General features: G+C 62.0%; 23 protein-coding genes. 4 read left to right on the top strand and 19 right to left on the bottom strand.

Translation table 11 applies throughout. The annotated features are described in order from the left end of the window. Positions 1-15: 15 nt before the first annotated feature. The 11 genes from tilS to ruvC all read right to left on the bottom strand — a co-directional run bounded on the left by tilS (position 16) and on the right by ruvC (position 9387). Complete coding sequence (gene tilS / locus AAC029_RS02355) at positions 16-1359, bottom strand: tRNA lysidine(34) synthetase TilS (protein WP_339743545.1); 1344 nt, start codon at positions 1357-1359, stop codon at positions 16-18. Further along, positions 1356-2234 (bottom strand): tol-pal system protein YbgF, encoded by an 879-nt coding sequence (ybgF, locus tag AAC029_RS02360; RefSeq protein WP_339743547.1) that lies wholly within the window; start codon positions 2232-2234, stop codon positions 1356-1358. The genes tilS and ybgF overlap by 4 nt, the downstream gene beginning before the upstream one ends. A 163-nt stretch (positions 2235-2397) precedes the next feature. Next, entirely contained in the window at positions 2398-2913 is a 516-nt protein-coding gene (gene pal / locus AAC029_RS02365; RefSeq protein ID WP_339743549.1) for a peptidoglycan-associated lipoprotein Pal, read from the bottom strand. A 130-nt stretch (positions 2914-3043) separates the two neighbouring features. Beyond that, positions 3044-4405, bottom strand: a complete 1362-nt coding sequence (tolB, locus tag AAC029_RS02370) for a Tol-Pal system beta propeller repeat protein TolB (RefSeq protein ID WP_339743551.1) — start codon at positions 4403-4405, stop codon at positions 3044-3046. A 24-nt stretch (positions 4406-4429) separates the two neighbouring features. Next, positions 4430-5269, bottom strand: coding sequence for a hypothetical protein (locus tag AAC029_RS02375; protein WP_339743553.1), 840 nt, complete (start codon positions 5267-5269; stop codon positions 4430-4432). A gap of 10 nt (positions 5270-5279) precedes the next feature. Next, positions 5280-5714 (bottom strand): biopolymer transporter ExbD, encoded by a 435-nt coding sequence (locus AAC029_RS02380; RefSeq protein ID WP_339743555.1) that lies wholly within the window; start codon positions 5712-5714, stop codon positions 5280-5282. A gap of 3 nt (positions 5715-5717) precedes the next feature. Beyond that, positions 5718-6386 carry a protein TolQ gene (gene tolQ / locus AAC029_RS02385; protein ID WP_339743557.1) on the bottom strand — a complete coding sequence of 223 codons (669 nt, stop codon included), beginning with the start codon at positions 6384-6386 and terminating at the stop codon, positions 5718-5720. 273 nt (positions 6387-6659) lie between these two features. Beyond that, the gene (ybgC, locus tag AAC029_RS02390) at positions 6660-7118 is read right to left on the bottom strand and encodes a tol-pal system-associated acyl-CoA thioesterase (protein WP_339743559.1); all 459 of its coding nucleotides are present in this window, start codon (positions 7116-7118) and stop codon (positions 6660-6662) included. A 4-nt stretch (positions 7119-7122) separates the two neighbouring features. Next, positions 7123-8178 carry a Holliday junction branch migration DNA helicase RuvB gene (ruvB, locus tag AAC029_RS02395; protein WP_339743561.1) on the bottom strand — a complete coding sequence of 352 codons (1056 nt, stop codon included), beginning with the start codon at positions 8176-8178 and terminating at the stop codon, positions 7123-7125. Positions 8179-8233: 55 nt separating this feature from the next. Then, positions 8234-8881 (bottom strand): Holliday junction branch migration protein RuvA, encoded by a 648-nt coding sequence (gene ruvA, locus AAC029_RS02400; protein ID WP_339743563.1) that lies wholly within the window; start codon positions 8879-8881, stop codon positions 8234-8236. After that, entirely contained in the window at positions 8878-9387 is a 510-nt protein-coding gene (ruvC, locus tag AAC029_RS02405) for a crossover junction endodeoxyribonuclease RuvC (protein WP_339743565.1), read from the bottom strand. Before ruvC ends, ruvA begins: the two co-directional genes overlap by 4 nt. A gap of 293 nt (positions 9388-9680) precedes the next feature. On the opposite strand from ruvC, the gene AAC029_RS02410 reads away from it, so the two are divergent. The 4 genes from AAC029_RS02410 to AAC029_RS02425 all read left to right on the top strand — a co-directional run bounded on the left by AAC029_RS02410 (position 9681) and on the right by AAC029_RS02425 (position 12928). Beyond that, positions 9681-10022: a hypothetical protein gene (locus tag AAC029_RS02410; RefSeq protein ID WP_339743567.1), complete on the top strand. Its 342-nt coding sequence runs from the start codon at positions 9681-9683 to the stop codon at positions 10020-10022. A 112-nt stretch (positions 10023-10134) separates the two neighbouring features. After that, on the top strand, positions 10135-10830 hold the full coding sequence (locus tag AAC029_RS02415) for a hypothetical protein (protein ID WP_339743569.1): 696 nt from the start codon (positions 10135-10137) through the stop codon (positions 10828-10830). Positions 10831-10925: 95 nt separating this feature from the next. Next, entirely contained in the window at positions 10926-11606 is a 681-nt protein-coding gene (locus AAC029_RS02420; protein WP_339743571.1) for a hypothetical protein, read from the top strand. Positions 11607-11740: 134 nt separating this feature from the next. Further along, a complete protein-coding gene (locus AAC029_RS02425) occupies positions 11741-12928 on the top strand; it encodes a cupin domain-containing protein (protein ID WP_339743573.1) in 1188 nt (395 codons plus the stop codon). A gap of 68 nt (positions 12929-12996) precedes the next feature. Here the strand turns inward: AAC029_RS02425 and tkt are convergent, their stop codons facing one another. The 8 genes from tkt to metH all read right to left on the bottom strand — a co-directional run bounded on the left by tkt (position 12997) and on the right by metH (position 24217). Continuing rightward, entirely contained in the window at positions 12997-14979 is a 1983-nt protein-coding gene (gene tkt / locus AAC029_RS02430) for a transketolase (protein WP_339743575.1), read from the bottom strand. Between the two features lie 57 nt (positions 14980-15036). Continuing rightward, on the bottom strand, positions 15037-16590 hold the full coding sequence (gene pgi, locus AAC029_RS02435) for a glucose-6-phosphate isomerase (protein ID WP_339743577.1): 1554 nt from the start codon (positions 16588-16590) through the stop codon (positions 15037-15039). An 83-nt stretch (positions 16591-16673) separates the two neighbouring features. Continuing rightward, on the bottom strand, positions 16674-17828 hold the full coding sequence (locus AAC029_RS02440) for an AGE family epimerase/isomerase (protein ID WP_339743579.1): 1155 nt from the start codon (positions 17826-17828) through the stop codon (positions 16674-16676). Between the two features lie 34 nt (positions 17829-17862). Further along, on the bottom strand, positions 17863-18624 hold the full coding sequence (locus AAC029_RS02445) for a YebC/PmpR family DNA-binding transcriptional regulator (RefSeq protein ID WP_339743581.1): 762 nt from the start codon (positions 18622-18624) through the stop codon (positions 17863-17865). Between the two features lie 93 nt (positions 18625-18717). Beyond that, positions 18718-19803: a mannose-1-phosphate guanylyltransferase/mannose-6-phosphate isomerase gene (locus AAC029_RS02450; protein ID WP_339743583.1), complete on the bottom strand. Its 1086-nt coding sequence runs from the start codon at positions 19801-19803 to the stop codon at positions 18718-18720. A gap of 268 nt (positions 19804-20071) precedes the next feature. Next, positions 20072-20341, bottom strand: a complete 270-nt coding sequence (locus AAC029_RS02455; RefSeq protein WP_339743585.1) for a hypothetical protein — start codon at positions 20339-20341, stop codon at positions 20072-20074. Between the two features lie 312 nt (positions 20342-20653). Next, complete coding sequence (locus AAC029_RS02460) at positions 20654-21472, bottom strand: TIGR00282 family metallophosphoesterase (protein WP_339743587.1); 819 nt, start codon at positions 21470-21472, stop codon at positions 20654-20656. Between the two features lie 87 nt (positions 21473-21559). Then, positions 21560-24217, bottom strand: a complete 2658-nt coding sequence (metH, locus tag AAC029_RS02465; RefSeq protein WP_339743589.1) for a methionine synthase — start codon at positions 24215-24217, stop codon at positions 21560-21562. Positions 24218-24221 lie beyond the last annotated feature (4 nt).

A 24221-nucleotide genomic window follows, 5' to 3' on the forward strand; every position in this document is an offset into this window, starting at 1 on the left:
AGCCTGATGGTCTGTTCAAGCCAGAGCCGGATGGCCCTCGCCCTGTGTCAGTGTCGCGCCGCACAGCAAACCTGTGCAATATCTGTGCTCGATCAAGGGCAAAACCCTCAATTGAGGATGCGGCCTGACACCGGCAATCGCCAGAACTTCGCCCTCACAGCGTAGCGCCAGCAAACCGGAACGGGCCGCACCGGGTACCAGGTCCAGATCGCCACGATCACCAATTCCCTTATAGGCCTTGCCCAAGGGTTCGGCGATGATATTCACGAGCGAGGTTTCAATCTCGTAACGACCGTCCCAGATGTGTGCAGTATTTTGCAGCAAGCGGGCAAAGTTGCGGCCCGGATGATCGACCCGTCCGAGCACCCCGCCGGGGTCGCGGAACATCCAGCTCGCGCCGCGCCAGATGATCGTTTGAACACCGGCCGCACTGCCCGGCCTTCGATTCAGCACACTGTCGACAAGCCCGTCCAGTGCCGCCCGGCTGGGCGGCGCGGTGCGGCCAGCGATGGCCAGAGCCAGCGCCTGTACTAAACGCCGCCGGATGGCTGGCTGGGCCTTGGCGAATTGTTCGATATCCAGCTCTGCACCACCCCAAGCGTGGAAGCGAACGATATCACGGCTACAAACCTCCACGGCACGGCGCTCGCTGCGATCAATCGCCGCAATATCGTGCGCCCAACCGGTCAGCTGACCCGGATCGAAGCCGGCCTGTTCGAGCGTGGCGAGCCGTTGGCGGGTGCGGATGCGGGTGTAGTGGGTGTCCTCGTTCGAGGGGTCATCAATCCAGCGTTCGCCGGCCTCTATCAGAAACGCCCGGAGTTCGGCGCGCCGGACACCAAGCAAAGGGCGCAGCATTTCAATCCCGCGACCCTGTGGCCAAACCGGCGAAGGAGCCTGTTCGCCCATGGCGGCACAGGAACGCCAACCGCCGCCGGCCTGCAGTCGCATCCAGACGGTTTCCGCCTGATCGTCGGCGGTGTGGGCGAGCAAAAGATGGTTGATATTGCGGGCCCGGCAGGCCTGAGCCAGCAAGACATGCCGCGCTTGGCGCGCCGCCGCCTGAACACCGGTCGCCGGTTTGTCGCCCTGCCAGGATAGCAGGCTGGCTTGGGCGCCGAGACCTTGCGCTGCCTCGACCGCAAGGCAGGCTTCGGCATGGCTCTCGACCCGCAGGCCATGGTCAACGATCAGGGCATGCAGTTCGACGCCGCGTCGGTGAGCCCAATTGGCCGTGATGCAAAGCAAAGCGTGGGAATCGCCGCCACCGGAATATCCCAGAGCGATCGCGGCTGAACCGGAATGGTTCCGGTCGAGCCAGTCATCAATGCGCGTTACGAGATCGGCGCCCGCCGTCACCGGCAGCCGGCGCGGACCGATTCCCGGGACGCCCGGTCACGCGAAGCGGCGGAGGCGTTGGGAAACTGGTTGCCGAAGCGGGCCAGCGTGTCGCAGGCTTCACGCGTCCGATCGAGCCCATGTAGTGACGCTGCCAGTCGCACCAGCGCGTCCGGCGCGCGGGCCCCGGTCGGCTGCGCCCGCAAGGAGGCGATATAGGCATCGGCGGATTCAGCAAAATTATTGCGTACGAAGAAGGTCTCGCCGAGCCAGTACCAGGCTTCGCCGGCGCGCGGGTCATCGCCATGGCTGTTCACGAAGGATTCAAAGCCGGCCTGGGCGCCGTCGAAATCGCCATCAAGCAGGCGGGCGCGGGCATCATCATAGACCGCGTTCGGATCGGACGCGGGCATGGCCGTCGCGCCGGGAGCACCGCCGAGCACGCCGGTCGCTGCAGCGCGTTCGCTGGCATAGGGGTCGTCGGGGTTCACGACCGCGACGCCGGCGGAGCTGTTGCCATTGCCGGTATCGTCGAGACCTTCCTGCATCCAGGCCGCTGCCTCATCGTCGATCTGCGGGTTTTCCACGTTGACTACCCGCTGGGCGACGGCCGGCGGGTTTTGAAGCCGGTCGAGCTGTTGGCGCATCTGACGGTTCTCAAACGAAAGCCGCTCGATCTCGCCGGTCATTTCACGCACCTGGTATTCCAGTGCGTCGAGCCGCTGCATCAATGTATCGGCGACCGGGTCGCCGGCCATGAAGCTTTGCTCGAGTTGGCCAATGCGCACCTCGGTGGCATCGATGCGCTCGGTCATTTCGCGGCGCGATTGGGCGTGAGCCGGTGCGACCGCGAACAGCGCGGCGGCAAGAACGGTAAGACAAACGGATCGGATCATGATGCGCACCTAACGCGAAAGCAGGGCAGAATTGCGGCATTTGCCCGGTCAAGGACGGAAAGCCCGTACCAGGGCAAGCCGGTCCGGAACATATCTGGGCAATGGAAAACGCCCGTGACATTGCTGTCACGGGCGTCCCCTCATTTCAGGACGTCACTCACGGTCAGTTGGTCAAGCCACCGGTGATCGTGGTCGTGGCGTTGCGGTTGACGGCGTAGCAGGACTCGCCGGAATTGCGGCAGGTTGGACGTTCCTTGCCATAGGAAACGACCGAGATCCGGGCTGGATCGACACCCTGGCTGATCAGGTAATCACGTGACGCATTGGCCCGGCGTGCGCCGAGAGCCAGATTGTATTCGCGCGTGCCGCGTTCGTCGCAATTGCCGGCGACGAGGATGCGGGTATTGCTATAGCTGGCGAGCCAAGCTGCCTGACGGCGCAGGGTTTCACGGCCTTCCGGGGTCAGATCGTGACGATCATAGCCGTAGAAAACGCGGTCGCCCGCGTTCTGCACGAAGTCCTCGACCGAACCGGCGACCGGGCCGGTTGGGACGTGCTGGACCACTGGCGGCTGAGCCGGCGGTTGCGCGATCGGTGCAGCTTCCTGCACCGGCGGCGTCGATGCGCATGCGGTGGCAAATGCACCGAGCGCGACAATGGCAAACAATTTCATTTTCATGACGGTACACCCTCATCCGACCAAGCCCTTAATGGCACCTGGCGTATTCCCCTTGCACACACAACACAGCGCGACCGGGTTCAATCCCTGTCAGCGCCATGTTCCGGGCGAAATGTTACGCAGAAATATTCTATTCAATCAAGGGCGACCACGCCGGATCCGACGCCATTCCGCCCGTAGCCAGCCGCCTCAGGTTGAATCCAGCCAGATCGATGCTCCAGATTTCATAGCGCGTGCCAGTGGCGCGGGCTTCACCGCGGGTGAACAGCAAGACACGTCCATTGGGCGACCAGGCTGGTGTATCGACGTAATAGCCCTGATAGAGAATCCGTTCGATCCCCGATCCATCGGCGCGGACGACACCCAGTGAGAACTGATTGCCCGTCTGTTTGGTAAACGCGATCAAATCGCCGCGAGGCGACCAAACCGGCGTCGTATAGCGACCCTCGCCGAAGCTGACGCGATGCACGTCGGAGCCGTCGGCATTCATGACATAAAGCTGCGAGCCACCACCACGCGCCGAGGAGAAGACGATCCGCTCACCGTCTGGCGAGAATGACGGTTCGACATCGTCAGCCGGGTGATCGGTCAGCCGGACCAGGCTGCGGGTGCGAAGGTCGAACAGGTGAATATCGTGGCCGCCACGCGTCTCGATCGAAACCGCCAGGCGCGATCCGTCGGGCGAAAAGCGCGCCGACAGGCTCTGACCGTTCGGGTCGATCTGCGCTGCGGTGCCGCGGCCGCCGGAGGCGAAAAGCGCTTCCTGACGGCCGGTCTGGAGATCGTAGAGATAGGTCGTCGCATGGCCCTCGATGAAGGAGACATAGGTGATCTCCTGGGTGTTGGGCGAATAATTCGGCAGGAGTGCCATGTAGGAGCGATCGGTCAGGAAGGACGGGTTCGCGCCATCCTGATCCATCATCGCCAATTGCCGCACAGGCTCGTCCTCGGTGCCACGTCCCTCGGAGACGTAGACAATCCGCGTATCGAAATATCCCGATTCACCGGTCAGACGCTGGTACACGGCGTCGGCGACCTTGTGTGCGACGCGGCGCCAGTTTTCCGGCGCGGTGACAAATTGCAAACCTAGCAACTGGTCCTCAAGGCGCGTATCCCAAAGCCGGAAAGCGACCAGAAGGCGTCCGTCATCCTGGATCGTCACACGGCCGGCGAGCAACGCCGAGGCATTGATCACGCGCCAGTCGGAAAATCGCGGACGCAGATCGATATTCTCAATCTGCTCGATATAGGCCGCCGGATCGACCGGCGCGAACAGGCCAGAGCTGGCCAGATCATTGGTGATCACCCGGGTGATGTCGGCGCCGCGCGTTGCTGCCTCGTCGCTGGCACCGATGAAATCGGGCAATGCCACCGGCAGCGGGTCGAGATTACCTTGCGTGACGTCCACGCGCAGCGGTTCCTGGGCGCTGGCCGCCGTCGCAAACACAAGGCTCACGAGGAGGATAGAAATGGCTCGCAACAATCGGGTCATGTTTTCTTGCTCCAGGACTGCGGACTAACCGGCCGTAAGATCGACGTGAAAATTGACTTCTATAAGGCGCCACTGCGAATAACGGTCGCCGGGCAGATTGTAAGGCGCGCAATCGAGCACGGCAGTCTGCGCCCGCTCGGCGGCGGTGAGCCAGAATGAATTGCCCGAGGCCTGGATGCGGCCGAGATCCTTGACCCGCGGCGGACCGGACAGGCTGCCATCGCGGTTGAGGCGCACCTCAACCACGACGCCGAGATTTTCCGGATTGGGCATGTCGGCCACGGTGCGCCAGCAGCGATAGGTCTGCGAGCGGATCAAGGTCGCCAGATCGGCGGTATCACTGGTGCCGCTGCCGACAGCGCTGCGCTGGGCGCCTTGGTCGGGGGCGCCAGAATCGCTGCGTGCATCGGCGACTTGCCGTTCCAGATTGCCCAGCAGATCGGCCAGCGACGGCTCGGCCGGGCGCGTGGGCGGCGGCTGCACCGTACGCTGCGGCTGCGGCCTCACGGGTGCAGGCGCGGGTTCGGGCTCAGGTTCGGGTTCGGGTTCCGGAACAACCGGCTCGGGCACACTCTGCGGCGCAATATCTATGATCTCCGGTGCGGCCTCCGGCTCAGGCTCGGGTTCGGGCGCTGGCGGCGGGGCGGCGATTTCGTCTTCGATTGTGGCTACTTCAACGGCCTCTTCGGGCACCGGTACGGGCTCGGGCGCCCGGGCGCGGACGCTGGTCATTTCGCCCAGCGTCACGATATCGATCGGAATGATCGGTGCGACATCGAACATTTGCGCCGCACGGGGCAGATAGATCAGCCCTGCAGCGATAATGCTGGCGTGAACGACGAGGGAGAGGAAAAAACCACGCACGCGCTCGCCGCTATCGCTCGATCGGGTCCGTGACGAGACCCAGATTGGTGAAGCCCGCCGCATTAACCCGTGCCATCACCCGGGCGACATCGCCATAGGTGGCGCCGTCATCGGCGCGAATAAAGATCCGGCTGGAATAGCCTGTTCCGGCGATGGCGGTCAGGCGCGGTGCCAGTTCGCTCAGTGTCACCACAGTTTCCTGCAGATAGATTTCGCCATCGCTCGTAATGCTGATCGTCAACGGCTCCTCGCCGGCGGGCAGGTTGCGCGCTTCGGTCTGCGGCAGATCGACTGGCACACCGACGGTCAGCAGTGGCGCCGTGATCATGAAGACGATCAGCAACACCAGCATCACGTCAACAAAGGGCGTGACGTTGATTTCCGCCTTTGGCTTCCACTTGGCGCGTCCGCGGCCGGAACGTCCGTTATCGAGCGAGCTCGCCATCGCTCAATGCTCGTCGCGGTCGGCCAAGGCCGACAATTCATCGACATAACCGTCGAGGCGCGATCCGTATTTGGCCAGATTGGCCGACAGCACGTTAAAGAAGACAACGGCCGGGATCGCAGCGAGGAGACCCAATGCAGTCGCGAACAACGCTTCGGCGATGCCTGGTGCGACGACGGCCAGATTGGTATCCTGCGAGGCGGCGATAGCGCGGAAGGCATTCATGATGCCCCAGACCGTGCCGAAGAGACCGACGAATGGAGCCGCCGAGGCAATTGTTGCCAGCACGCCAAGCCCGCTTTCCGTATCGGCGAGCTGACGGCCAGCTTCGGCGCCGGCAGCCTTGGCGACACGGCCGCCTGGATGGGCCCCCTTCCACTCGCGCAGGCCAGCGGCAAAGGTACGGCTGAACGGCTCGCGCGGTGTCTTGGCGAATTGATCCGACAAGGCGTCGAGCGAACGGCCCGACCAGAATTCGCGTTCGAAGTTTTTCGCCTTGGCGTGCAGGCCGCGCAATTGCAGCGCCTTGTCGATAGCGATCGCCCACGACCAGACCGACATGAAGGCCAGAATGCACATCACACCTTTCACGACCCAGTCGGCGCGCAGGAACAGGGCGAGAAAGCTGAAGCCCTCAACCGCCTGAGCCACGTCTACAATCGTTGCATCCATGAATTTTCCCTCGACTTCGTCCCGGCACGACACGCCGGGCGATTGGCTTTGACATCCGTATTCACATTGCAGGCCAAAGCCCGATCACCGACGGAACGCCCCAAGCACCCAACGCGGCAAAAGCGCTATGCAGCGTGATTGCGGCAAATTTCAGATGCGCCAGCGACCGTTTTGGCGAATTTCAGTGCGACCCTCAACGCAGATCGCGGGCATTTCAAGCCTTGCCGGGCCGCAAAACTGAAAATCGCTGAGTTATTTCTGCTGGCAGCCGAGTCAGATTTCGGAAATCACGAAGGGCAACCAGGCCTGTGCCATGGATTTCGGTGGCCGTTTGGCGCGCCCTGCCGGATCCATGCAAACCGCTTGGACTGCTGCAGTGGCGATGATCTCGCCATCGCGGCGCAGGATCTGGTCCATCATCAGACGCGCACCCTGTTGCGGCCGGTAAATGGTCTCGACCACAAGCGCATCATCAACTTTGGACGCCTGAACAAACTCGATATTCATCCGCCGCACGGCGAAGGCCAGCGGATCGTCCTGACTGGCAAGCTCGGTATGGCTGATGCCGAGATTGCGCAGGCTGTCGGTGCGGCCGCGCTCAAAGAAGTGGAGATAACGCGCGTGATAGACCACGCCGGAAAAGTCGGTGTCTTCGTAATAAACACGCACTGGCAGGCGGTGAATGCGGTCAGTGCCGAAAGCGCCTGAAGTCGGGAGCAGGTTGTCGGTCATCGCCTTACTTCCCGAACAGGCCCGGCGCACCCGTAGCGGGCGCGGCTGGTGGTGTCAGACCGAGATGATCCCAGGCGCGGGCTGTCGCGACGCGGCCGCGCGGCGTGCGTTGCAAAAAACCTTGCTGAATCAGGAAGGGTTCGACCACATCTTCCAGCGCATCGCGTGCCTCGGCCAAAGCCGCCGCCAGGGTTTCCACCCCCACCGGGCCACCGGCGAAGCTGACCATAAGCGCCTTGAGATAGCGCCGGTCGAGGCTGTCGAGCCCGAGCGCATCGACTTCCAGCCGACGCAGCGCCTGGTCGGCGGTTACGGCTGTGATTTCATTGGTGCCGTCGGCCTCGACGAAATCGCGCACCCGGCGCAGCAGCCGGCCGGCGACGCGCGGCGTGCCGCGGGCGCGACGGGCGATCTCGCGGGCGCCATCAGGGCTGGCATTGATGCCGAGCTTGTTGGCCGCCCGGCTGACGATCAGGCCAAGCTCGGCCTCGTCATAAAACTCCAGCCGCACCGGCACACCAAAACGGTCCCGCAGCGGATTGGCCAGCAATCCGGCCCGTGTCGTGGCGCCGACCAGGGTGAAGGGCGGCAATTCGATCCGCACGGTCCGCGCCGAGGGCCCCTCGCCGATCACCAGGTCGAGGCAGTAATCCTCCATCGCCGGATAGAGAATTTCCTCGACGATGGGTGGCAGGCGATGAATTTCATCAATAAAGAGCACATCGCGCGGTTCGAGATTGGTCAGGATCGCGGCGAGGTCGCCAGCCTTGGCGATCACCGGCCCCGATGTCGCGCGAAACCCGACACCCATTTCGCGAGCCACGATCTGCGCCAAGGTCGTCTTGCCCAGCCCGGGCGGGCCGGAGAGCAAAACGTGATCGAGCGCTTCCTCGCGGCGGCGGGCGGCGTCGACGAAAACTTTCAGATTGGCGATCGAGGCCTTCTGCCCAACGAAATCGTCAAACGACAGCGGACGTAGGGCCTTGTCGCGACTATCGCCCGGCTGCGGGCCATGATCGACGAGGCGATCGTCAGAGGGTTCGGAAAAGGCGTCCGTCATGATGGAAGCTTTAGCCTGAACCGTGCAAACCCAGCAATGACCGGCTGCGCCGGGCTCATGGTGCCAGCACGCGCAAGGAGAGCCGGATCAGATCGGAGAGCGGCGCATCGCCGCCGGCATCGCGCATCACGGTCGCGACGGCTTGACGGGCAATGCTTTCGGGATAACCCAGATTGAGCAGGGCCGAGACTGCATCATCGCGCGCCGCACCGGCCGAGGGTGGCAGTGGTGGCGAGGAGGCGGTATCGGCGCCGGTCTTGGCTTCGCCATGAACCGGCAGACCGATCGAAAAGCTGCGGCCCAACGGCGGCGCCTTGTCTTTCAACTCCGTGGCAATCCGGGTCGCCAGCTTGGGACCGACGCCCTTGGCGCGGCTGAAGGCCGCCTTGTCGCCCAGCGCTGTGGCATTGGCGAGCTCATGCGGCGGCAGAACATCGAGAATGGAAAGCGCAGCCTTGGCGCCGACCCCCTGGATTTCCTGCAGCCTGACAAACCAGGCCCGGTCCAGATCATCGGTAAAGGCATAGAGCTTGAAGGCGTCTTCGCGGACATGGGTTTCAATGTGCAAAACCACCGCCTGTCCCGGTTCCAGCCGCGACAGGGTCCGGGTACCCGACCCGACCAGATAGCCGACGCCATTGACGTCGATCACGGCCTCCTCGGCCCCGATCGCTTCAACGATCCCTTTCAACATGCCGATCATGCCAAGCTCCCAATGCTGCGCGCCCGGCGATGATGGGCGTGACAGATCGCAATGGCCAGCGCATCGGCTGCGTCAGCGGTTGCTTTGGTGCCGGGCAGCAGGATTGAGACCATGGCTGCGATCTGCGCCTTGTCGGCGGCGCCGGTGCCGACGACCGATTTCTTGACCAGCCGGGCCGCGTATTCGGCAACAGGCAATCCTGCCTGGGCCGGGGCGAGCAGAGCCGCTGCACGCGCATGGCCAAGCTTGAGTGCCGAAGCCGCATTCTTGGCCATAAAGGCTTCCTCAATCGCGGATTCATCCGGCTGATGGATGCGAACCAGCTCGCTGACGGCATCAAAAATGTGGTTGAGACGCATGGCTAGGGGCGCGTCAGTCGGTGGGGTAACCACGCCGTGCGCGACGGCTGCCAAACGGCTCCCATCGACGGTAATAACGCCCCATCCCATCCGCCGAAGGCCAGGGTCAATTCCCAGAATTCTGATCGAAGCCACAATAACGCCCACCTTTGATCAATGACTTAGCATTGAACGATGAAAAAGAACAAGAGGGGAACAGAAAATATCACCGAAGTCATGCTCGCAATACGGGTGTTTTCGAACCGCACCCTTATGAGAGCGCTTCGCAGTCTCAGAAATGCTGCGAATAACTCGCACTATTCATGTTTATCTCATTGGAATTACTCGTTTTTTTATTTAGTTGTTTCGTTTGACGACCTTCCCACGCCCCCGCTAGGATAAGAAACATATTTAACGCCGGCGAACGTTGGGTTCACGGTGAGTTTCAAGGGGAAGATTTCATGGCGAAAAAGGGTAAATTGAGCAGGCGCTCCTTTTTGATGCGGGTTGCAGGCGGCACGGTTGCAGTCGGCGCAGTCGGCGCGGTCGCGGGCGCGACGATGCTGCAGCGCAGTACCGATGCCGACCCATCCGATTCCGGTGGCAATGGCCGAACTGGCATCACCGATAGCGATCCAAATGATCAAGCGCGCCACGGCACCGGCTATACCGGCCTGACCGATAGCGATAGCGGCTCTTGCGCCGACACCGGCGGTCACGGTCGCGGCAATACCGGCTACACTGACAGTGACAGCGGAAACTGCTCCGACCCAGGTGGCCGCGGTCGCGGGCCAAGCCGTTAAGGCAAACGAATTTCGGGCCCGTACAGTTTAACCGTACGGGCCCGCCCATCTTGCGAGGGATGGCATGCCGGCCCCTGGGGAGGCGCCGGAACTGATCTCAAAGGAATTTGGCATGGCAAAAAAGGGAAAGCTCAGCCGCCGTTCGTTTCTGACGAGCGTGGCGGGCGCAGCAGTGGCCACTGGCGCCGCCGCCGTCATCACGGGCGGCTCTGAAGCTCAGCGCTATACCGGCCGCACCGACAGCGATACCGGCAATCATGCCGACCGCGCCGGTTATGGCCATACTGGTTTGACCGACAGCGATAGCGGGTCAAACGCCGACGGTGTCGGCCATGGCCGTGGCAGCACGGGCTATACCGACAACGATACGGGTACCTGGCGTGACCCAGCGGGCCGCGGTCGGGGCAATACCGGCGTCACCGACAGCGATTCGGGCAGCTATGCTGACCCTGCCAATCGCGGACGCGGCGGTCGGACCGGCGTGACCGACGGCGATAGCGGCAATTACTCGGATCCAGTTGGCCGAGGTCGTGGGACGCGCCGCGGCTCATCGGGCCTGACCGATTCAGATCCAAATGACTCGGTTGGCAACGGACGTGGCTCACGGCGCGGCACAACGGGGCTAACAGATTCCGACCCGAATGACTCGGTCGGGAATGGACGTGGCTCACAGAACTTCACGGATAGCGATTCCGGTAGTTGTTCCGATCCAGGTGGACGCGGTCGTGGGCCGGTACGCCAAGGTGCGTCCGACAGCGATTCCGGCGGGTGTTCTGATCCCGGCGGGCGCGGCCGTCCCGGCTATTAGCGCCATTGCTCGCGACTGAATTTGCGGGCGAGCCAAACTAGCTGGCTCGCCCAAATTTCTTGACGCCCAACCTTCTCAAGAGGGAGATACAAGCAATGGCCAAACGTGGAAAACTGAGCCGCCGGTCCTTTCTGACCCGCGTGGCAGGCGCGTCGCTCGCCGTCGGTGCGACCGGGATTGTCTCGGGTTGCGCGACAACGGGATATTCCGACTCTGACCCCTATGATCCGGCCGGCGGTGGCGGTTACGGGAACGGGAACGGCGCAACCGATGCCGATACCGGCCGCTATGCCGACCAGGCTGGATACGGCCGGGGCGGCGGCACCACCGATGCCGATACGGGCAGTTATGCTGACCCTGTCGGCCGAGGACGCGGCGGCGGCGTGACCGATAGCGATACCGGCAATTACGCAGACCCTGTTGGCCGCGGACGCGGCAGCAGCGGCATTACCGACAGCGATACGGGCAGTTATTCTGACCCCGTCGGCCGTGGTCGCGGTGGTGGCGGCGGAAATCGCGTTACCGATAGCGACTCCGGCCGATACGCTGATCCGCCGGGCCGTGGCCGCGGTGGTAATTCAGGCGCCACCGACAGCGACACCGGCGCCTATTCCGATCCAGCTGGGCGCGGCCGGGGCGGCGGCGTGACCGATAATGACAGCGGCAGCTACGCCGATCCCGTCGGACAGGGACGTGGTCGCAGTGGCCGCTCTGGCGTGACCGATAGCGATTCCGGCGCATATGCCGATCCTGCCGGGCGAGGCCGGGGCCGCTGATTTCAAGACAGCACGACGCGGCATGCCCGGCTTCACCGCCGGGCATGCCGTGTCGGCAATTCAATGCCCTGCAGGGCTGACAATTCTATGCAAAATCCCGGCGCTACGTGCGTTTCGGGACTGGGCGGGGACATATGAGCGACCAACAGTGGATGCATGACGTCATCGGGTATTTGCTGGATCCGATGAGTGCCGAGGACTTCTTCAGGGATTATCACGAGAAGAAGGCCCTTATCGCCCACCGCGATGATCCGGAACGCTATCGTCCACTGCTCTCGATCCAGCGGATCGATGATCTGATTTCCAGCATGGATTTCCAGGCCGGCTCGCTCGACATGGCGCGGTCGGATCCGCCGATTTCACGCGCCGATTACAGCTTCGACAGCGGGATGATCGACCGCGGCGCCGTCGCACGACATTTTCAGCAAGGCGCGACCATCGTTCTGCCACAGCTGCATCAGGTCGACCCGACACTGGCGGGCTTCACACGTTCGATCGAATCCCTGCTCTCCTGCCACGTCCAGACCAATATCTACCTGACGCCACCGGACGCCCAGGGCTTCAAGACCCATTACGACGATCACGACGTTCTGGTGTTGCAGGTCGAGGGCTCCAAATCCTGGCGGCTGTACGACACGCCGGTCGAAAATCCCTATCGCGGGGAAGGCTTCCAGCCCGGTGCGCATGAGGTCGGTGAACCGGTTGAGGAATTTGTCCTGCGGGCCGGCGAGTGCGCCTATGTCCCGCGCGGTATGATGCATGATGCCTCAACCCACGGCCATGCCATGTCGCTGCACATCACGGTCGGCCTGATCGTCAAGACCTGGGCCGATCTGATGCTCGAAGTCGTCTCGGATGTCGCTCTGCGGCGCCCGGAATTCAGGCACGCCTTGCCCGTCGGCTTTGCCCGTCCCGACTTCGACCGCTCAAACAGCGCCGTCCAGTTCAAGGGCCTGATCGATGCGCTCGTCAGCGAGGCCGATCTGGATTCCTCATTCGATATTTTTGTCGACAATTTCATCCGGTCCCGAACACCGAATACACGCGGCACGGTCGTGAATTACGACACGCCGGGCAAAGCCGATCAGCGCTATTGCCTCCGGAATCTCGTGCCTTGGCGATTGGCCGAAGATGGCGAAGAAGTGGTGATAATCACCGCTGGCGGCGAAGTGCGCTTTCCCGCCGCCGCCGAACCCGGGCTGCATATCCTGCTCGATGGTGGCGAAATCTCCAGCGAAAGCTTCCCGGACCTCAGCGAGGAACTGGTGCTGGAAACCCTGCAGAAACTCTTCGCCTTCGGGATCGCCGAACCGGTCGACTGACGGCGCAGCCGACTATTCAGCAATGCCTTCCGCGACCCGGTTCAGGGTCGTACAAGGACGTCTGGCGATTATCGCGCCAGGCGTTCGCGGGCTTTCTTGACGATGGCGTCGGCAGTAATGCCAAACAATTCATACAATTGCTCGGCCGGTGCGCTGGCGCCAAATCCGGTCATGCCGACAAAATCCCCATCGACCCCGATCAGCGAATCCCAGCCATAACGCAAGGCAGCCTCAACACCGATGCACGGCACGCCGGGCAGCAGGATTTCGTCGCGATAACGCCGGCCCTGCTCGAGAAACACGTCGATACACGGCGCCGAGACGACCCGTGCCGCGATGCCGACGGCGGCAAGCTGCTCGGCGGCGGTCACGGCAAGGCCAACTTCCGACCCGGTTGCGACCAGATTGATATCCGGTGCGCCGTTGGTATCCCGCAGGATATACGCCCCACGGGTTGACCGATTCTCCTCGCCATCATCATCGCGCAGGAAGGGCAAGGTTTGCCGTGACAAGGCCAGAACGGTCGGCCCGTCGAGGCGCAGCAGTGCCATTTCCCAAGCCTCGGCCGTTTCCAATGCGTCTGCAGGACGGTAGACATGCATATTCGGGATCGCGCGCAGCGAAGCCAGCGTCTCGACCGGCTGGTGCGTCGGACCGTCTTCGCCCAAGCCAATCGAATCATGCGTGAACACGTAAACCACTGGCTGTTGCATCAGCGCGGACAGCCGCATCGCTGGCCGGCAATAATCGGCAAACACCAGGAAGGTCGCGACATGGGCGCGAAAACCGCCATGCAGCGCGATGCCATTGGCGCAGGCCGCCATGCCATGCTCACGAATTCCGAAATGGATGTATTGCCCGTCATAGGACTCAGCCGAAACGACACCGACACCCGGTGTCTTGGTCAGGTTCGATCCGGTCAAATCGGCCGAGCCGCCAACCAGGCTTGGCCATTGGTCAATAATTGCGGCAAGCGCCTTGCCGGATGCGGCACGCGAGGCGAGATCGGGACGATCTTCGGCGACCTTGGCGCGCCAAGCGGTCAGCGCGGCCCGTTCCGCTTCGCCGGCGTCGCCGGAGAGTTGAGAGACAAACTCGCCAACCAGATCGGACGCGGAAAGCCGGTCACACCAAGCAGCATGGGCATCGGCTGAGCCCACGGCATGCCAGTCGGCATAAATCTCATCGGGAATTTCGAACGGGCCATGTGTCCAGCCGAGCGCCTTGCGTGTGCCGGCGATCTCGTCTGCACCGAGGGGCGCGCCATGACTGCCAGCAGTGCCGGCCTTGGTCGGCGCGCCATAACCAATCGTCGTGCGGCAGGCGATCAGGACCGGCCGGTCGCTGGTCTTCGCTGCGGTGATCGCCGCATCTACCGCATCGATATCATGACCGTCGACCCGGCTGGTTGCCCAGCCTGCCGCCTCGAAACGCTTTAGGGTATCAGTCGATTCGGAAAGACCGGTCGGGCCATCAATCGAGATTTCATTATCGTCCCATAACACACACAGGCGGTTGAGCTTGAGATGCCCGGCCAGCGAGATCGCTTCATGGCTGATGCCTTCCTGCAAATCGCCGTCTGACGCGATTACCCAGGTGCGATGATCGACAAGGGCATCGCCATAGCGCGCATTGAGCATGCGCTCGGCCAAGGCGAAGCCGACCGACATCGAGATCCCCTGCCCCAGCGGGCCAGTCGTCGCCTCGACGCCAACGGTGTGGCCGTATTCCGGGTGACCGGGCGTGAGCGAGTCGAGCTGGCGGAACTGCTTGATCTGGTCGAGGGTCATGTCCTCGAAGCCGGTCAGGTGCAGCAGCGAATAGAGCAGCATCGAGCCGTGACCGGCCGAGAGAATGAAGCGGTCGCGATCGGCCCAGCCCGGTCCTGCCGGATCGAATTTCATATGCTTGGCCCAGAGCACGGTCGCGACATCGGCCATGCCCATCGGCATGCCAGGGTGACCGGAATTGGCCGCCTGCACCGCGTCCATCGAGAGCGCCCGGATGGCATTGGCCATTTGAGCGAGACGGGTCCGGGGAATTGCGTTCATGGCTGTCTCTCTCTTGGCATAATGGTCAACACCGGATCACCCGGCGCCGCCTGGCTGTCAATCCGACACAAAGCCTGTTCTGGCAAGCATTGCCTGGGTTGAGGCGTCATAGCCGCTTAATTCACCGGCCAGAATACCCTTCGTCAGCACCTTTCCCAGTTCGACACCCCATTGGTCGAATGGATTAATGCCGTAGAGCACGCTCTCAACGAAAACCTTGTGCTCATGCAGTGCCAGCAGTGCGCCGAGTGTGGCCGGAGTCAGGTCATCAAGAAGCAAAGTGGATGAGACGCGCCCGCCGGGCATGGATCTCTGCGCGGCCAGCGCGGGGTCGTCTCCGGGCGGAACCTGAATTCCGTCGAGCAGAGCGGCACCTTGCGCTGCCATATTGGCCGCGAGCACGCGCTCACGCGGGTCGGCGCTGGAGAAATGCCGGGCAATCCCGATGAAATCTACTGGCGCCACATCGCCGCCCTGATGCAGCCATTGGAAGAAGGAATGCTGGATCTCAGTGCCCGAGCCCCCCCAAACCAGGGCGCCGCCGGGTAATCGGGCTGGCTCGCCATCGGCGGTGACCGACTTTCCCAATGATTCCATCTCAAGCTGCTGCAGAAAATTGGACAGCAGACCGAGGCGGGCGGAATAGGCCGCGACGCAGCGGCTGGGATAGCCCAGCACGCTGCGATTCCAATAGTCGACCAGCGCCTTGATCACCGGCAGATTCCGCTCCAGCGGCGCGGTGGCGAAATGCTCATCCATCGACCGGGCCCCCTCACGGAAATCCGCAAATGCATCCGGGCCAAGGCCGATTTCGAGGCTCAAACCAACGGCGCTCCAAACCGAATAGCGACCGCCGACCCAATCGGGGAAATCGAACACACGCTCGGGGTCAATACCGAACGCGACAGCCTTGCCCCGCGCAGCCGACGCTGCCGCAAAATGCCGGCCGGCCTGTTCGACGCCAACATGGCTCGTCATCCAGGCGCGGGCCGCCTGGCCGGTCATCAGTGTTTCCTGGGTCGAAAAGGATTTGGAGGCGATGATGAAAAGCACAGTTTCAGGGTCAATCCCGGCCACCGCTCGCTCAAGTTCTGTCGGGTCCAGGCTGGCGGCAAAGCGCAGCTCCGGCCCAGCTTCGGAAGCATCGCTCAGCGCGTCCGCCACCAGGCGCGGCCCCAGATCGGAGCCGCCAATTCCGATGTTGACGACCCGGCGCACGGGCTTCCCAGCTGGCCGGAACTCTCCGCTTCGAACCTGGGTGGCGAAGGCACGGGTTTGTGCCTGCGTCCGGTCAACAAGAAGCGCGGCCTCAGAACCCTCGATATGAGCGCCGCAACGATAGGCCATGTGCAAGGCCGGACGGCCTTCGCTCGCATTGACGATACCACCCGTCAGTAGATCATCGCGCCGGGCGCCAAAATCAAACGCTTCAAGCTGGGCAATCAAGGCTGCCAGGGCGGCACGGTCGAGTCGCTGCTTGGAGAGGTCGAGTTCAATGCCGGCATGCGACATCAACAGGGTGCCGGCGCGTTGCGGGTCGCCCGCCATCAAATCGCGGAGCCTGACATCGCCGAGGCGCGCAGCATGCGCCATCAATCCTGGAGTTCGCACTGCATTTTTCCTATCGATGACCGTCATGAAAAAAACCTAAGACCCGCCGCGCGGGAACACAAGAAAAGCTGGGACAATGTCGGTCAAGCCGGCTTTCGAACCGGCGACACACCGCCGGTCCGGGCGGACATGCATTCGGCGATGACGCCAAATACATGATACAGAGTGCTTGCCGGAATCCGGTCCGACAGAGCCTTGCCACTGGCATCGAACTGATCGATCCAGCCGCCGGCAATCACGTCATTGAAGTGATACAACATCGCTGATCCGGCACGCTCCAAGTGCTCGGCGGCACCGGGCAGACACTGCTCTGGCATCCGCACCGCCGTGCGAAGCCATTCGGTCTGCATCCATGTTCGCGAGGATCCGTCCAGCACCTCTCCGCGCGCGTTGATCGCCGCATAAAGCAGGCCAGTCTGGGGATTGACGCCGACCCGCATGGCGGTTCCGAACATGGCTGAGGCGGCCCCGTCAAGCGGTTCGCCACTCAGCCGGTGATATTCGTGCAGCAACCAGGCCCATTCGCACAAATGGCCCGGCTCCACCACAGCTCCCAATTCTCCGGTGGCACGACTCCAATCCGCGTTGAAGAATTCCCGGACCACCGCCATTTCCGAATCATAGAAGACCGTACCGAACAGGGCCTTGATGGCGGTTGCGCGGGTCAGGAATTCAAATCGGCCGCTGGCCTCATACAGTGCCATCAGCGCTTCGAACAAATGCATGTGGGGGTTCTGTCGCCGTGGCCATTGCGAGCCGGCAAGCGTTTCGCGATATCCACCCGTCGGATCGGCCATTGCGGTGTCGAGCCACGCCAGGGTTTCGTCGGCGAGGTCAAACCAGGCTTTGTCACCGCTGGCGCCGCCGAGCTGGCCCAAGGCCAGCAAGATAAAGGCGTGATCATAGAGGTCGCGGGTCGGGTCGGAGACATCGCCCGCATCCGTTAGCGCGTGAACCCAACCAGGCTGGCCGTCGCTCTGCCAAGCTCGCTGTTTGAGCAGGGTCGCTGCCTGTTCGGCGCGTTCAAGCCCATCAAGCCAACCCTCCTGATGGGCGCGCGCGAAGACATAGATCTGACGCGCCTGAACGCGAACCCGCCGCACATCTCCACTGATTGCGGACCCGTCGCGGGCGATGGATTCGAGGAATCCGCCATGCACATCGTCCCAGCCCCGCTCGGCCCAGAAAGGGAGCGCAGTCTGTAGCCCCCATTGTGCAATCGTGCTTACGCCGTCCACCCTGTTCCCCGATCAACCGGCCCGGCGCAACTTATCAGCCAAGAGTGGCCATGTCCTCGTCGGAGATATCGAAATTGGCGTAGACATTCTGAACATCATCGCTGTCGTCGAACGCTTCCATCATCTTCATCAGACCCGGGACTTTTTCGCTCGGCACCGGGATCAGGTTTTGCGGCCGCCAGATCAGATTGACTGAGACCGGATCGCCGAATTTCTCCGACAGGTTCGCGACCACATCCATCATGTCCTCGCGCGCCGTATAAACGACGTGCTGGCCTTCATTATCATCGTCGCCATCCTCGGCAGCGACGTCATCAGCGCCCGCCTCGATCGCCGCTTCCATCATCGTGTCCTCGTCGGCCACGTTCAGTGGAAACCGGATTTCACCGACATTGTCGAACATGAAGGCGACCGAACCGGTCTCGCCGAGATTGCCGCCATTCTTGGCGAAGGCGGTGCGGACATCAGCCGCAGCGCGGTTGCGATTATCGGTCGAGACCTCAACAATCACGCCGATTCCACCCGGACCGAAGCCCTCGTAGCGGATGTCTTCATAGGTATCAGCATCGCCGCCGACCGCCTTGTCGATTGCGCGCTGGATATTGTCCTTGGGCACGGATTGGCCCTTGGCGATCGAAACTGCGAGACGCAAGCGCGGATTGGCATCGATATCGCCGCCACCCAATTTCGCCGCGATCGTGATGTCCTTGGACAGTTTGGAGAACAGCTTGGAACGCAGCTTGTCCTGCCGCCCCTTGCGGTGCTGGATGTTCGCCCATTTGGAGTGTCCGGCCATGTTTGGCTTCCCTATGCCTGCGGATTCGAGGGGTTTTATTAGCGAGAATGACGGCGAAAGGCGAGCCGGTTCGCCACATTCCGGCAATGCACGTCACAGCAGATCGTCATGACCGGCTTCCTTCAGGGCATCGACTATTTTTTTGACGCCCTGAGCATCGTCCCGATGAATGACCAGCACGGCATCGCCGGTAGCAACAACGATCAGATCCTTGACGCCATGAATCGCAACCTTGGCGCCATCTGAAATGACAAAGGAGTTTTCACTGGCGTGGATACTGACATTGCCGCGCGAGGCGTTGCCGTGCTCGTCCTTGTCAGAAATCGACCAGAGGGCATCCCAGGATCCGACATCCGACCAACCGATATCGGCCGGCACGACGACAGCCCTGCTGGTCCGTTCCATCACCGCATAGTCAAACGAGATTGACGGGCAGGCTTCAAACGCAGCCAGATCAAGGGTCAGCTTGGTGCCGGTCATTTCCGCCCCGCTCACAGCGGCCAAGCTGCAGCGCGCGACCTCGGAGCAATACAGCTCCAACTCGGCCAGCAAAGCGCCGGCTCCGAACAGAAAAATGCCGGCATTCCAGTAATATTCGCCGCTGGCCAGGAAGGTCTTGGCCGTTTCGACGTCGGGCTTTTCGGTGAAGGCACTGACATGGAAGCCAGCCGAAACCGGTTCGCCGCGCCGGATATAGCCATAGCCTGTCTCAGGCCCGGCAGGTTCGATGCCGAAGGTCACGAGCTGTCCCTGCGCCGCGAGCGCAGCGCCATGGGCAATCGCCTGGTGGAAGCCCTCAATATCGCGAATGTGGTGATCCGCCGGCAGCAACAAAACGAGCACGTCATCGCCCAATTCTCGTCGGACAAGCTCTGCGGCGACGGCCGCAACGGGGGCGGTATTACGGCCAACCGGCTCGACGACATAGCAGGCGGGCACACAACCCAGCTCGTCAAGCTGGCCGCGCGCACGGATATATTGGCTTTCATTGAGAACGATGATCGGCGCTTCGAATTTGAAGTCCTTCGAAGTTGCTGCGACCCGTCGGGCAGTTTCCTGCACCATGCTCAGCTCGGTGACGAGCGGGTGTAGCTGTTTGGGGTGGGCAGCTCGGGACAGCGGCCAAAGGCGGGTTCCCGACCCACCCGACATAATCACCGGGACTATTCGCACCGCCATTCCTCGTCCCCCGTGGTTCAGCCTGCCTCCAAGCCGACTTCCACTGCGGAGAGACTACAATTCAACAACGCCAAAGCACAGGCTTGCCAGCAGATAACGCGCTGTTTCAGGCAGATATGAACACGCGCTCCGGCGTCCACGCGGTCCCCGCAGACCCTGGTACCGACTGGAAGGACAAGCGGCGAAGCTGTTGGCAATTGAGGCGCAAACAGTGGGATGCCCAACTCGGCAGTGAACTGATCAGCGAGAAGCTGTCAGCACAGGCCCCTCAGACGTGGACGGCCTTGCCCTCGGTCACCACGCGAGTTGCGGGTGGAAAATTGCGCATGGTCAAAAAATTGAGAAAGCGACCGAGCATGCTTGCGCTATCAGTCTGGACGACCCGGATATAGGATTCGGATTCTTGCAGACTGGTCGTGAACACACAGGCTTGGTTATCGTCATCGTTTTCTTCGCAAGCTCTGAGAAAATCTACCAAATACTGGTCGAAAACGTGAGCGTCGTGCGCTTTTTCAAAGCGGATCGTCTGTTTAAACATGCTATCCCCCGATAACTAACTCATACTACACGACCACACTCGAATGAAGCACCAACAACTCACGCGCGAGTCGGGCCTGTGGCTTTCCCGTACGTTGTGCTTCGGCAGCTGCCCGGCTCGTGGTGGCCATGACTTGCTGCCCTCGATTACACCGCCGTGCGCGTCACCATATTGGCAAATACAGCGGGGTGCCTCCCGTGATCAGGATCATGACATACGTGTAATTTTTCAAGGGGGGAGAATCAGTGAGCGCTCGCCCGCTTGCGGTAGCACGGCGCTACAACTGAGTTTGGCCGCTGATGCAGCCTCGGGTCAGAGCTGCGGTACTTGCTCGCTCAGCTGGCCGCCGATCCGGATCGCCTCGCACCTGACCGCCAGACCTGTTGCATTATCGGTCTCGACGTAGACACCGCAAGCGGTGGCTTCGCCGGTCGCCGGCTCGAAGCGGCCCGTGCGCATCCGCGTCGTGAACCGGCGCAGCGGCTCTTCCTTGTCCATACCAATGATCGAGTCGTAATCGCCGCACATGCCGGCATCGGTCTGATAGGCAGTTCCACCGGGCAGGATGCGCGCATCGGCGGTCGGGACATGGGTGTGGGTGCCGACAACCAAGCTGGCGCGACCATCGCAATAGACGCCCATCCCCATCTTCTCGCTGGTCGCTTCAGCATGGAAATCGATGATAATCGCATCGGCGACCTGTCCGAGCGGCGCGGAAGCCAGCTCGCGCTCAATCGTTGCGAAGGGATCGTCGAGGGTTTCCATGAACAGGGCCCCCATCAGATTGACGACCAGCACGCGCGAACCATTGGCGGCTTCGATCAGATTGGCGCCCTTGCCTGGCGTCGATCCGGCCGGATAATTGGCCGGACGCAGCAAGCGGGGTTCGCGGTCGATATAAGTCAACGTCTCGCGTTGATCCCAAGCATGATTGCCGAGCGTCAGCGCATCGACGCCGAGATCAAACAGGCCTTCGCAGATCTTCTCGGTGACGCCGAAACCGGCAGCCGCGTTCTCGGCATTGACGACGACGAAGTCGAGCGCGAGGCGCTGGCGCAGGTCTGGAAGATGGGCCTCCAGTGCCCGCCGGCCGGTTTTGCCGACAATGTCACCGAAAAATGCGAAACGCATGTAGAACTCCGAGCGCGAACAAGCCGCGGGATATGGCGCATATCGACCGCAAAGTCCAAATCATCGCTGATGATCGCCGTCGCTGTCTCAGGCGGGAACTGGCGCAACCGGGACATAATCCAGGATCGGTCCCAACGCCCGTTCGGCATCCTCAAGCGGCCAGCCTTTGCGGCCGGCATAGTCCTCGACCTGGTCGCGCAGGATGCGGCCGACCGCGAAATAGCAACTCTCGGGGTGTGACAGATACAACCCCGACACCGAAGAGGCCGGTGTCATCGCGAAGGAATTGGTCAGACTGACGCCGGTTGCCTGGGCCGCGTCGAGCAGGGCGAACAGGGTGCGCTTTTCTGAATGGTCAGGCTGGGATGGATAGCCCGCGGCCGGGCGGATGCCGGCATAGGTTTCAGCGATCAGATCCTGACGTGACAGGGTCTCGTCCGGCGCATAGCCCCAATGCTCGCGGCGCACTCTTTCGTGCAACCATTCGGCACACGCCTCGGCAAGCCGATCAGAGAGCGCCTTGAACATGATCGAAGAATAGTCGTCCTTCTCCGCAGCAAAGCGAGAATGAACCGCCTCATTCCCCCCAGCGGTGACAACAAAACCACCGAGATAATCGGCATGGCCCGGCGGGGCGATGAAGTCGAACTGGGACAGGTGCGGCCGGGCATTATCCTTCGCCGCCTGTTGGCGCAGACCGTGGAAAGTGTCGAGCCGCTTGCTGCGGCTGTCATCGGTGTAGAGGACCGCATCGTCGCCGACACGATTGGCCGGCCAGAACCCGCAGACCGCCTGTGGCGCCAGCAACTCCTCGTCAACCATCCGCTTGAGCATTGCCTGGGCGTCCGCAAACAGGTCACGCGCCACAGCGCCGCGCTTGGGGTCGTCGAAAATAGCCGGATAGCTGCCCTTGAGCTCCCACGTGAAAAAGAAGGGCGTCCAGTCGATATAGTCGATCAGCGTCTTGATCGATGGGGAGAAGGACCGCGTACCAAGGAAAGTCGGCTTGGGTGGTTGATAGGCCGACCAGTCGCAATCCCACGCATTGGCCCGCGCCTTCTCCAGCGGCAGACGGGCCTTCTTCGAACGCGCTGCCAGACGGCGTTCCCGGATCTTCGCCAGATCCTCGCGCACATCTTTGGCATAGGCGTCGCGCTCGTCGGATAGAAGTTTGGAGACGACACCGACTGCGCGGCTGGCATCATTCACGTGGATCACCGGTGCGACGCTGAGCGCCGGATCGACCTTGACCGCCGTGTGGGCCGGGCTGGTTGTGGCACCACCGATCATTAGCGGCAGGGTGATATTGCGCCGCTCCATTTCGGACGCGACAAACACCATTTCGTCCAGCGACGGCGTTATCAAGCCCGACAGGCCGATAATATCGGCCTTTTCGCGCAGGGCGGTATCGAGAATTTTCTCGCACGGCACCATCACGCCGAGATCGATCACTTCATAGCCATTACATTGCAGCACGACTCCGACGATGTTCTTGCCAATATCGTGGACATCACCCTTCACCGTCGCCATCACGATTTTGCCGGCGGAGGATTGCGCCTCACCGGCGGCCTCCTTCTCGGCTTCCATGAAGGGGATCAGATGAGCCACCGCCTGTTTCATCACACGGGCTGATTTGACGACTTGCGGCAGGAACATACGGCCATCGCCGAACAGGTCGCCGACGACATTCATCCCGTCCATCAACGGGCCTTCGATCACGTGCAGCGGCCGCACCGCCAACTGGCGCGCCTCCTCGGCATCCTCAACAATGAACTCGTTAAGCCCGTGAACCAGCGCATGCTTGATGCGTTCATTGACCGGCGCCTCGCGCCAGGCCAGATCGCGCTCCTTGGTCTTGGCGCCGCCGCTATCGCGATAGGTCTCTGCTTCGGTCAGCAGGCGGTCGGTCGCGTCCGGGCGGCGATTGAGGATCACATCCTCGACCAGATCGCGCAGCTTCGGTTCAATATCGTCATAAATGTCGAGCTGACCGGCATTGACGATGCCCATATCCATGCCGGCATGAATGGCGTGATAGAGAAAGACGGTGTGCATCGCCCGGCGTACCGGCTCATTGCCGCGGAACGAGAACGAGACGTTCGAGAGCCCGCCGGAGACATGACATCCGGGCATTTCCTGGCGGATCCGGCGCGTCGCCTCGATGAAGGCGACGGCATAGTCATTATGCTCCTCGATCCCGGTCGCGACGGCAAAGATATTGGGGTCAAAAATAATGTCTTCCGGGGCGAATCCGACCGTATTGACAAGGATGTCATAGGCACGCTTGCAGATCGCGACCTTGCGATCGGCGGTATCGGCCTGGCCGGCCTCGTCGAAGGCCATCACGACAACAGCAGCGCCATAGGCTTGGCACAGTCGGGCCTGCTTGAGGAAGCTTTCCTCACCCTCCTTCAGACTGATCGAATTGACGATCGGCTTGCCTTGGGTGTTTTTCAACCCGGCTTCGATCACTTCCCATTTGGAGCTGTCGATCATCACCGGCACGCGTGCGACATCGGGTTCGACAGCGATCAGCCGCATGAAAATAGTCATCGCCTCGACACTATCGAGCAGACCTTCATCCATATTGATGTCGATGATCTGGGCGCCATTCTCCACTTGCTGACGCGCCACGGCGACCGCGGCGCCGTAATCGCCCTCGGTGATCAGACGGCGAAACACCGCCGAGCCGGTCACATTGGTGCGTTCGCCGACATTGACGAAAGTCGAAACAGGTTTTGTCATCGCG

This window comes from uncultured Maricaulis sp. (genome assembly GCF_963975345.1).
GTDB lineage: Bacteria > Pseudomonadota > Alphaproteobacteria > Caulobacterales > Maricaulaceae > Maricaulis.

Excerpts from the sequence above, each read along its gene's own strand:
- ybgC (WP_339743559.1), bottom strand. The coding sequence starts at position 7,118 with ATGACCGACAACCTGCTCCCGACTTCAGGCGCTTTCGGCACTGACCGC.
- AAC029_RS02380 (WP_339743555.1), bottom strand. The coding sequence starts at position 5,714 with ATGGCGAGCTCGCTCGATAACGGACGTTCCGGCCGCGGACGCGCCAAG.
- AAC029_RS02410 (WP_339743567.1), top strand. The coding sequence starts at position 9,681 with ATGGCGAAAAAGGGTAAATTGAGCAGGCGCTCCTTTTTGATGCGGGTT.
- AAC029_RS02450 (WP_339743583.1), bottom strand. The coding sequence starts at position 19,803 with ATGGCGGTGCGAATAGTCCCGGTGATTATGTCGGGTGGGTCGGGAACC.
- tolQ (WP_339743557.1), bottom strand. The coding sequence starts at position 6,386 with ATGGATGCAACGATTGTAGACGTGGCTCAGGCGGTTGAGGGCTTCAGC.
- AAC029_RS02455 (WP_339743585.1), bottom strand. The coding sequence starts at position 20,341 with ATGTTTAAACAGACGATCCGCTTTGAAAAAGCGCACGACGCTCACGTT.
- ruvB (WP_339743561.1), bottom strand. The coding sequence starts at position 8,178 with ATGACGGACGCCTTTTCCGAACCCTCTGACGATCGCCTCGTCGATCAT.
- AAC029_RS02425 (WP_339743573.1), top strand. The coding sequence starts at position 11,741 with ATGAGCGACCAACAGTGGATGCATGACGTCATCGGGTATTTGCTGGAT.
- pal (WP_339743549.1), bottom strand. The coding sequence starts at position 2,913 with ATGAAAATGAAATTGTTTGCCATTGTCGCGCTCGGTGCATTTGCCACC.
- ruvA (WP_339743563.1), bottom strand. The coding sequence starts at position 8,881 with ATGATCGGCATGTTGAAAGGGATCGTTGAAGCGATCGGGGCCGAGGAG.
- tkt (WP_339743575.1), bottom strand. The coding sequence starts at position 14,979 with ATGAACGCAATTCCCCGGACCCGTCTCGCTCAAATGGCCAATGCCATC.
- ybgF (WP_339743547.1), bottom strand. The coding sequence starts at position 2,234 with ATGATCCGATCCGTTTGTCTTACCGTTCTTGCCGCCGCGCTGTTCGCG.
- AAC029_RS02445 (WP_339743581.1), bottom strand. The coding sequence starts at position 18,624 with ATGGCCGGACACTCCAAATGGGCGAACATCCAGCACCGCAAGGGGCGG.
- AAC029_RS02420 (WP_339743571.1), top strand. The coding sequence starts at position 10,926 with ATGGCCAAACGTGGAAAACTGAGCCGCCGGTCCTTTCTGACCCGCGTG.
- AAC029_RS02460 (WP_339743587.1), bottom strand. The coding sequence starts at position 21,472 with ATGCGTTTCGCATTTTTCGGTGACATTGTCGGCAAAACCGGCCGGCGG.
- metH (WP_339743589.1), bottom strand. The coding sequence starts at position 24,217 with ATGACAAAACCTGTTTCGACTTTCGTCAATGTCGGCGAACGCACCAAT.
- tolB (WP_339743551.1), bottom strand. The coding sequence starts at position 4,405 with ATGACCCGATTGTTGCGAGCCATTTCTATCCTCCTCGTGAGCCTTGTG.
- AAC029_RS02415 (WP_339743569.1), top strand. The coding sequence starts at position 10,135 with ATGGCAAAAAAGGGAAAGCTCAGCCGCCGTTCGTTTCTGACGAGCGTG.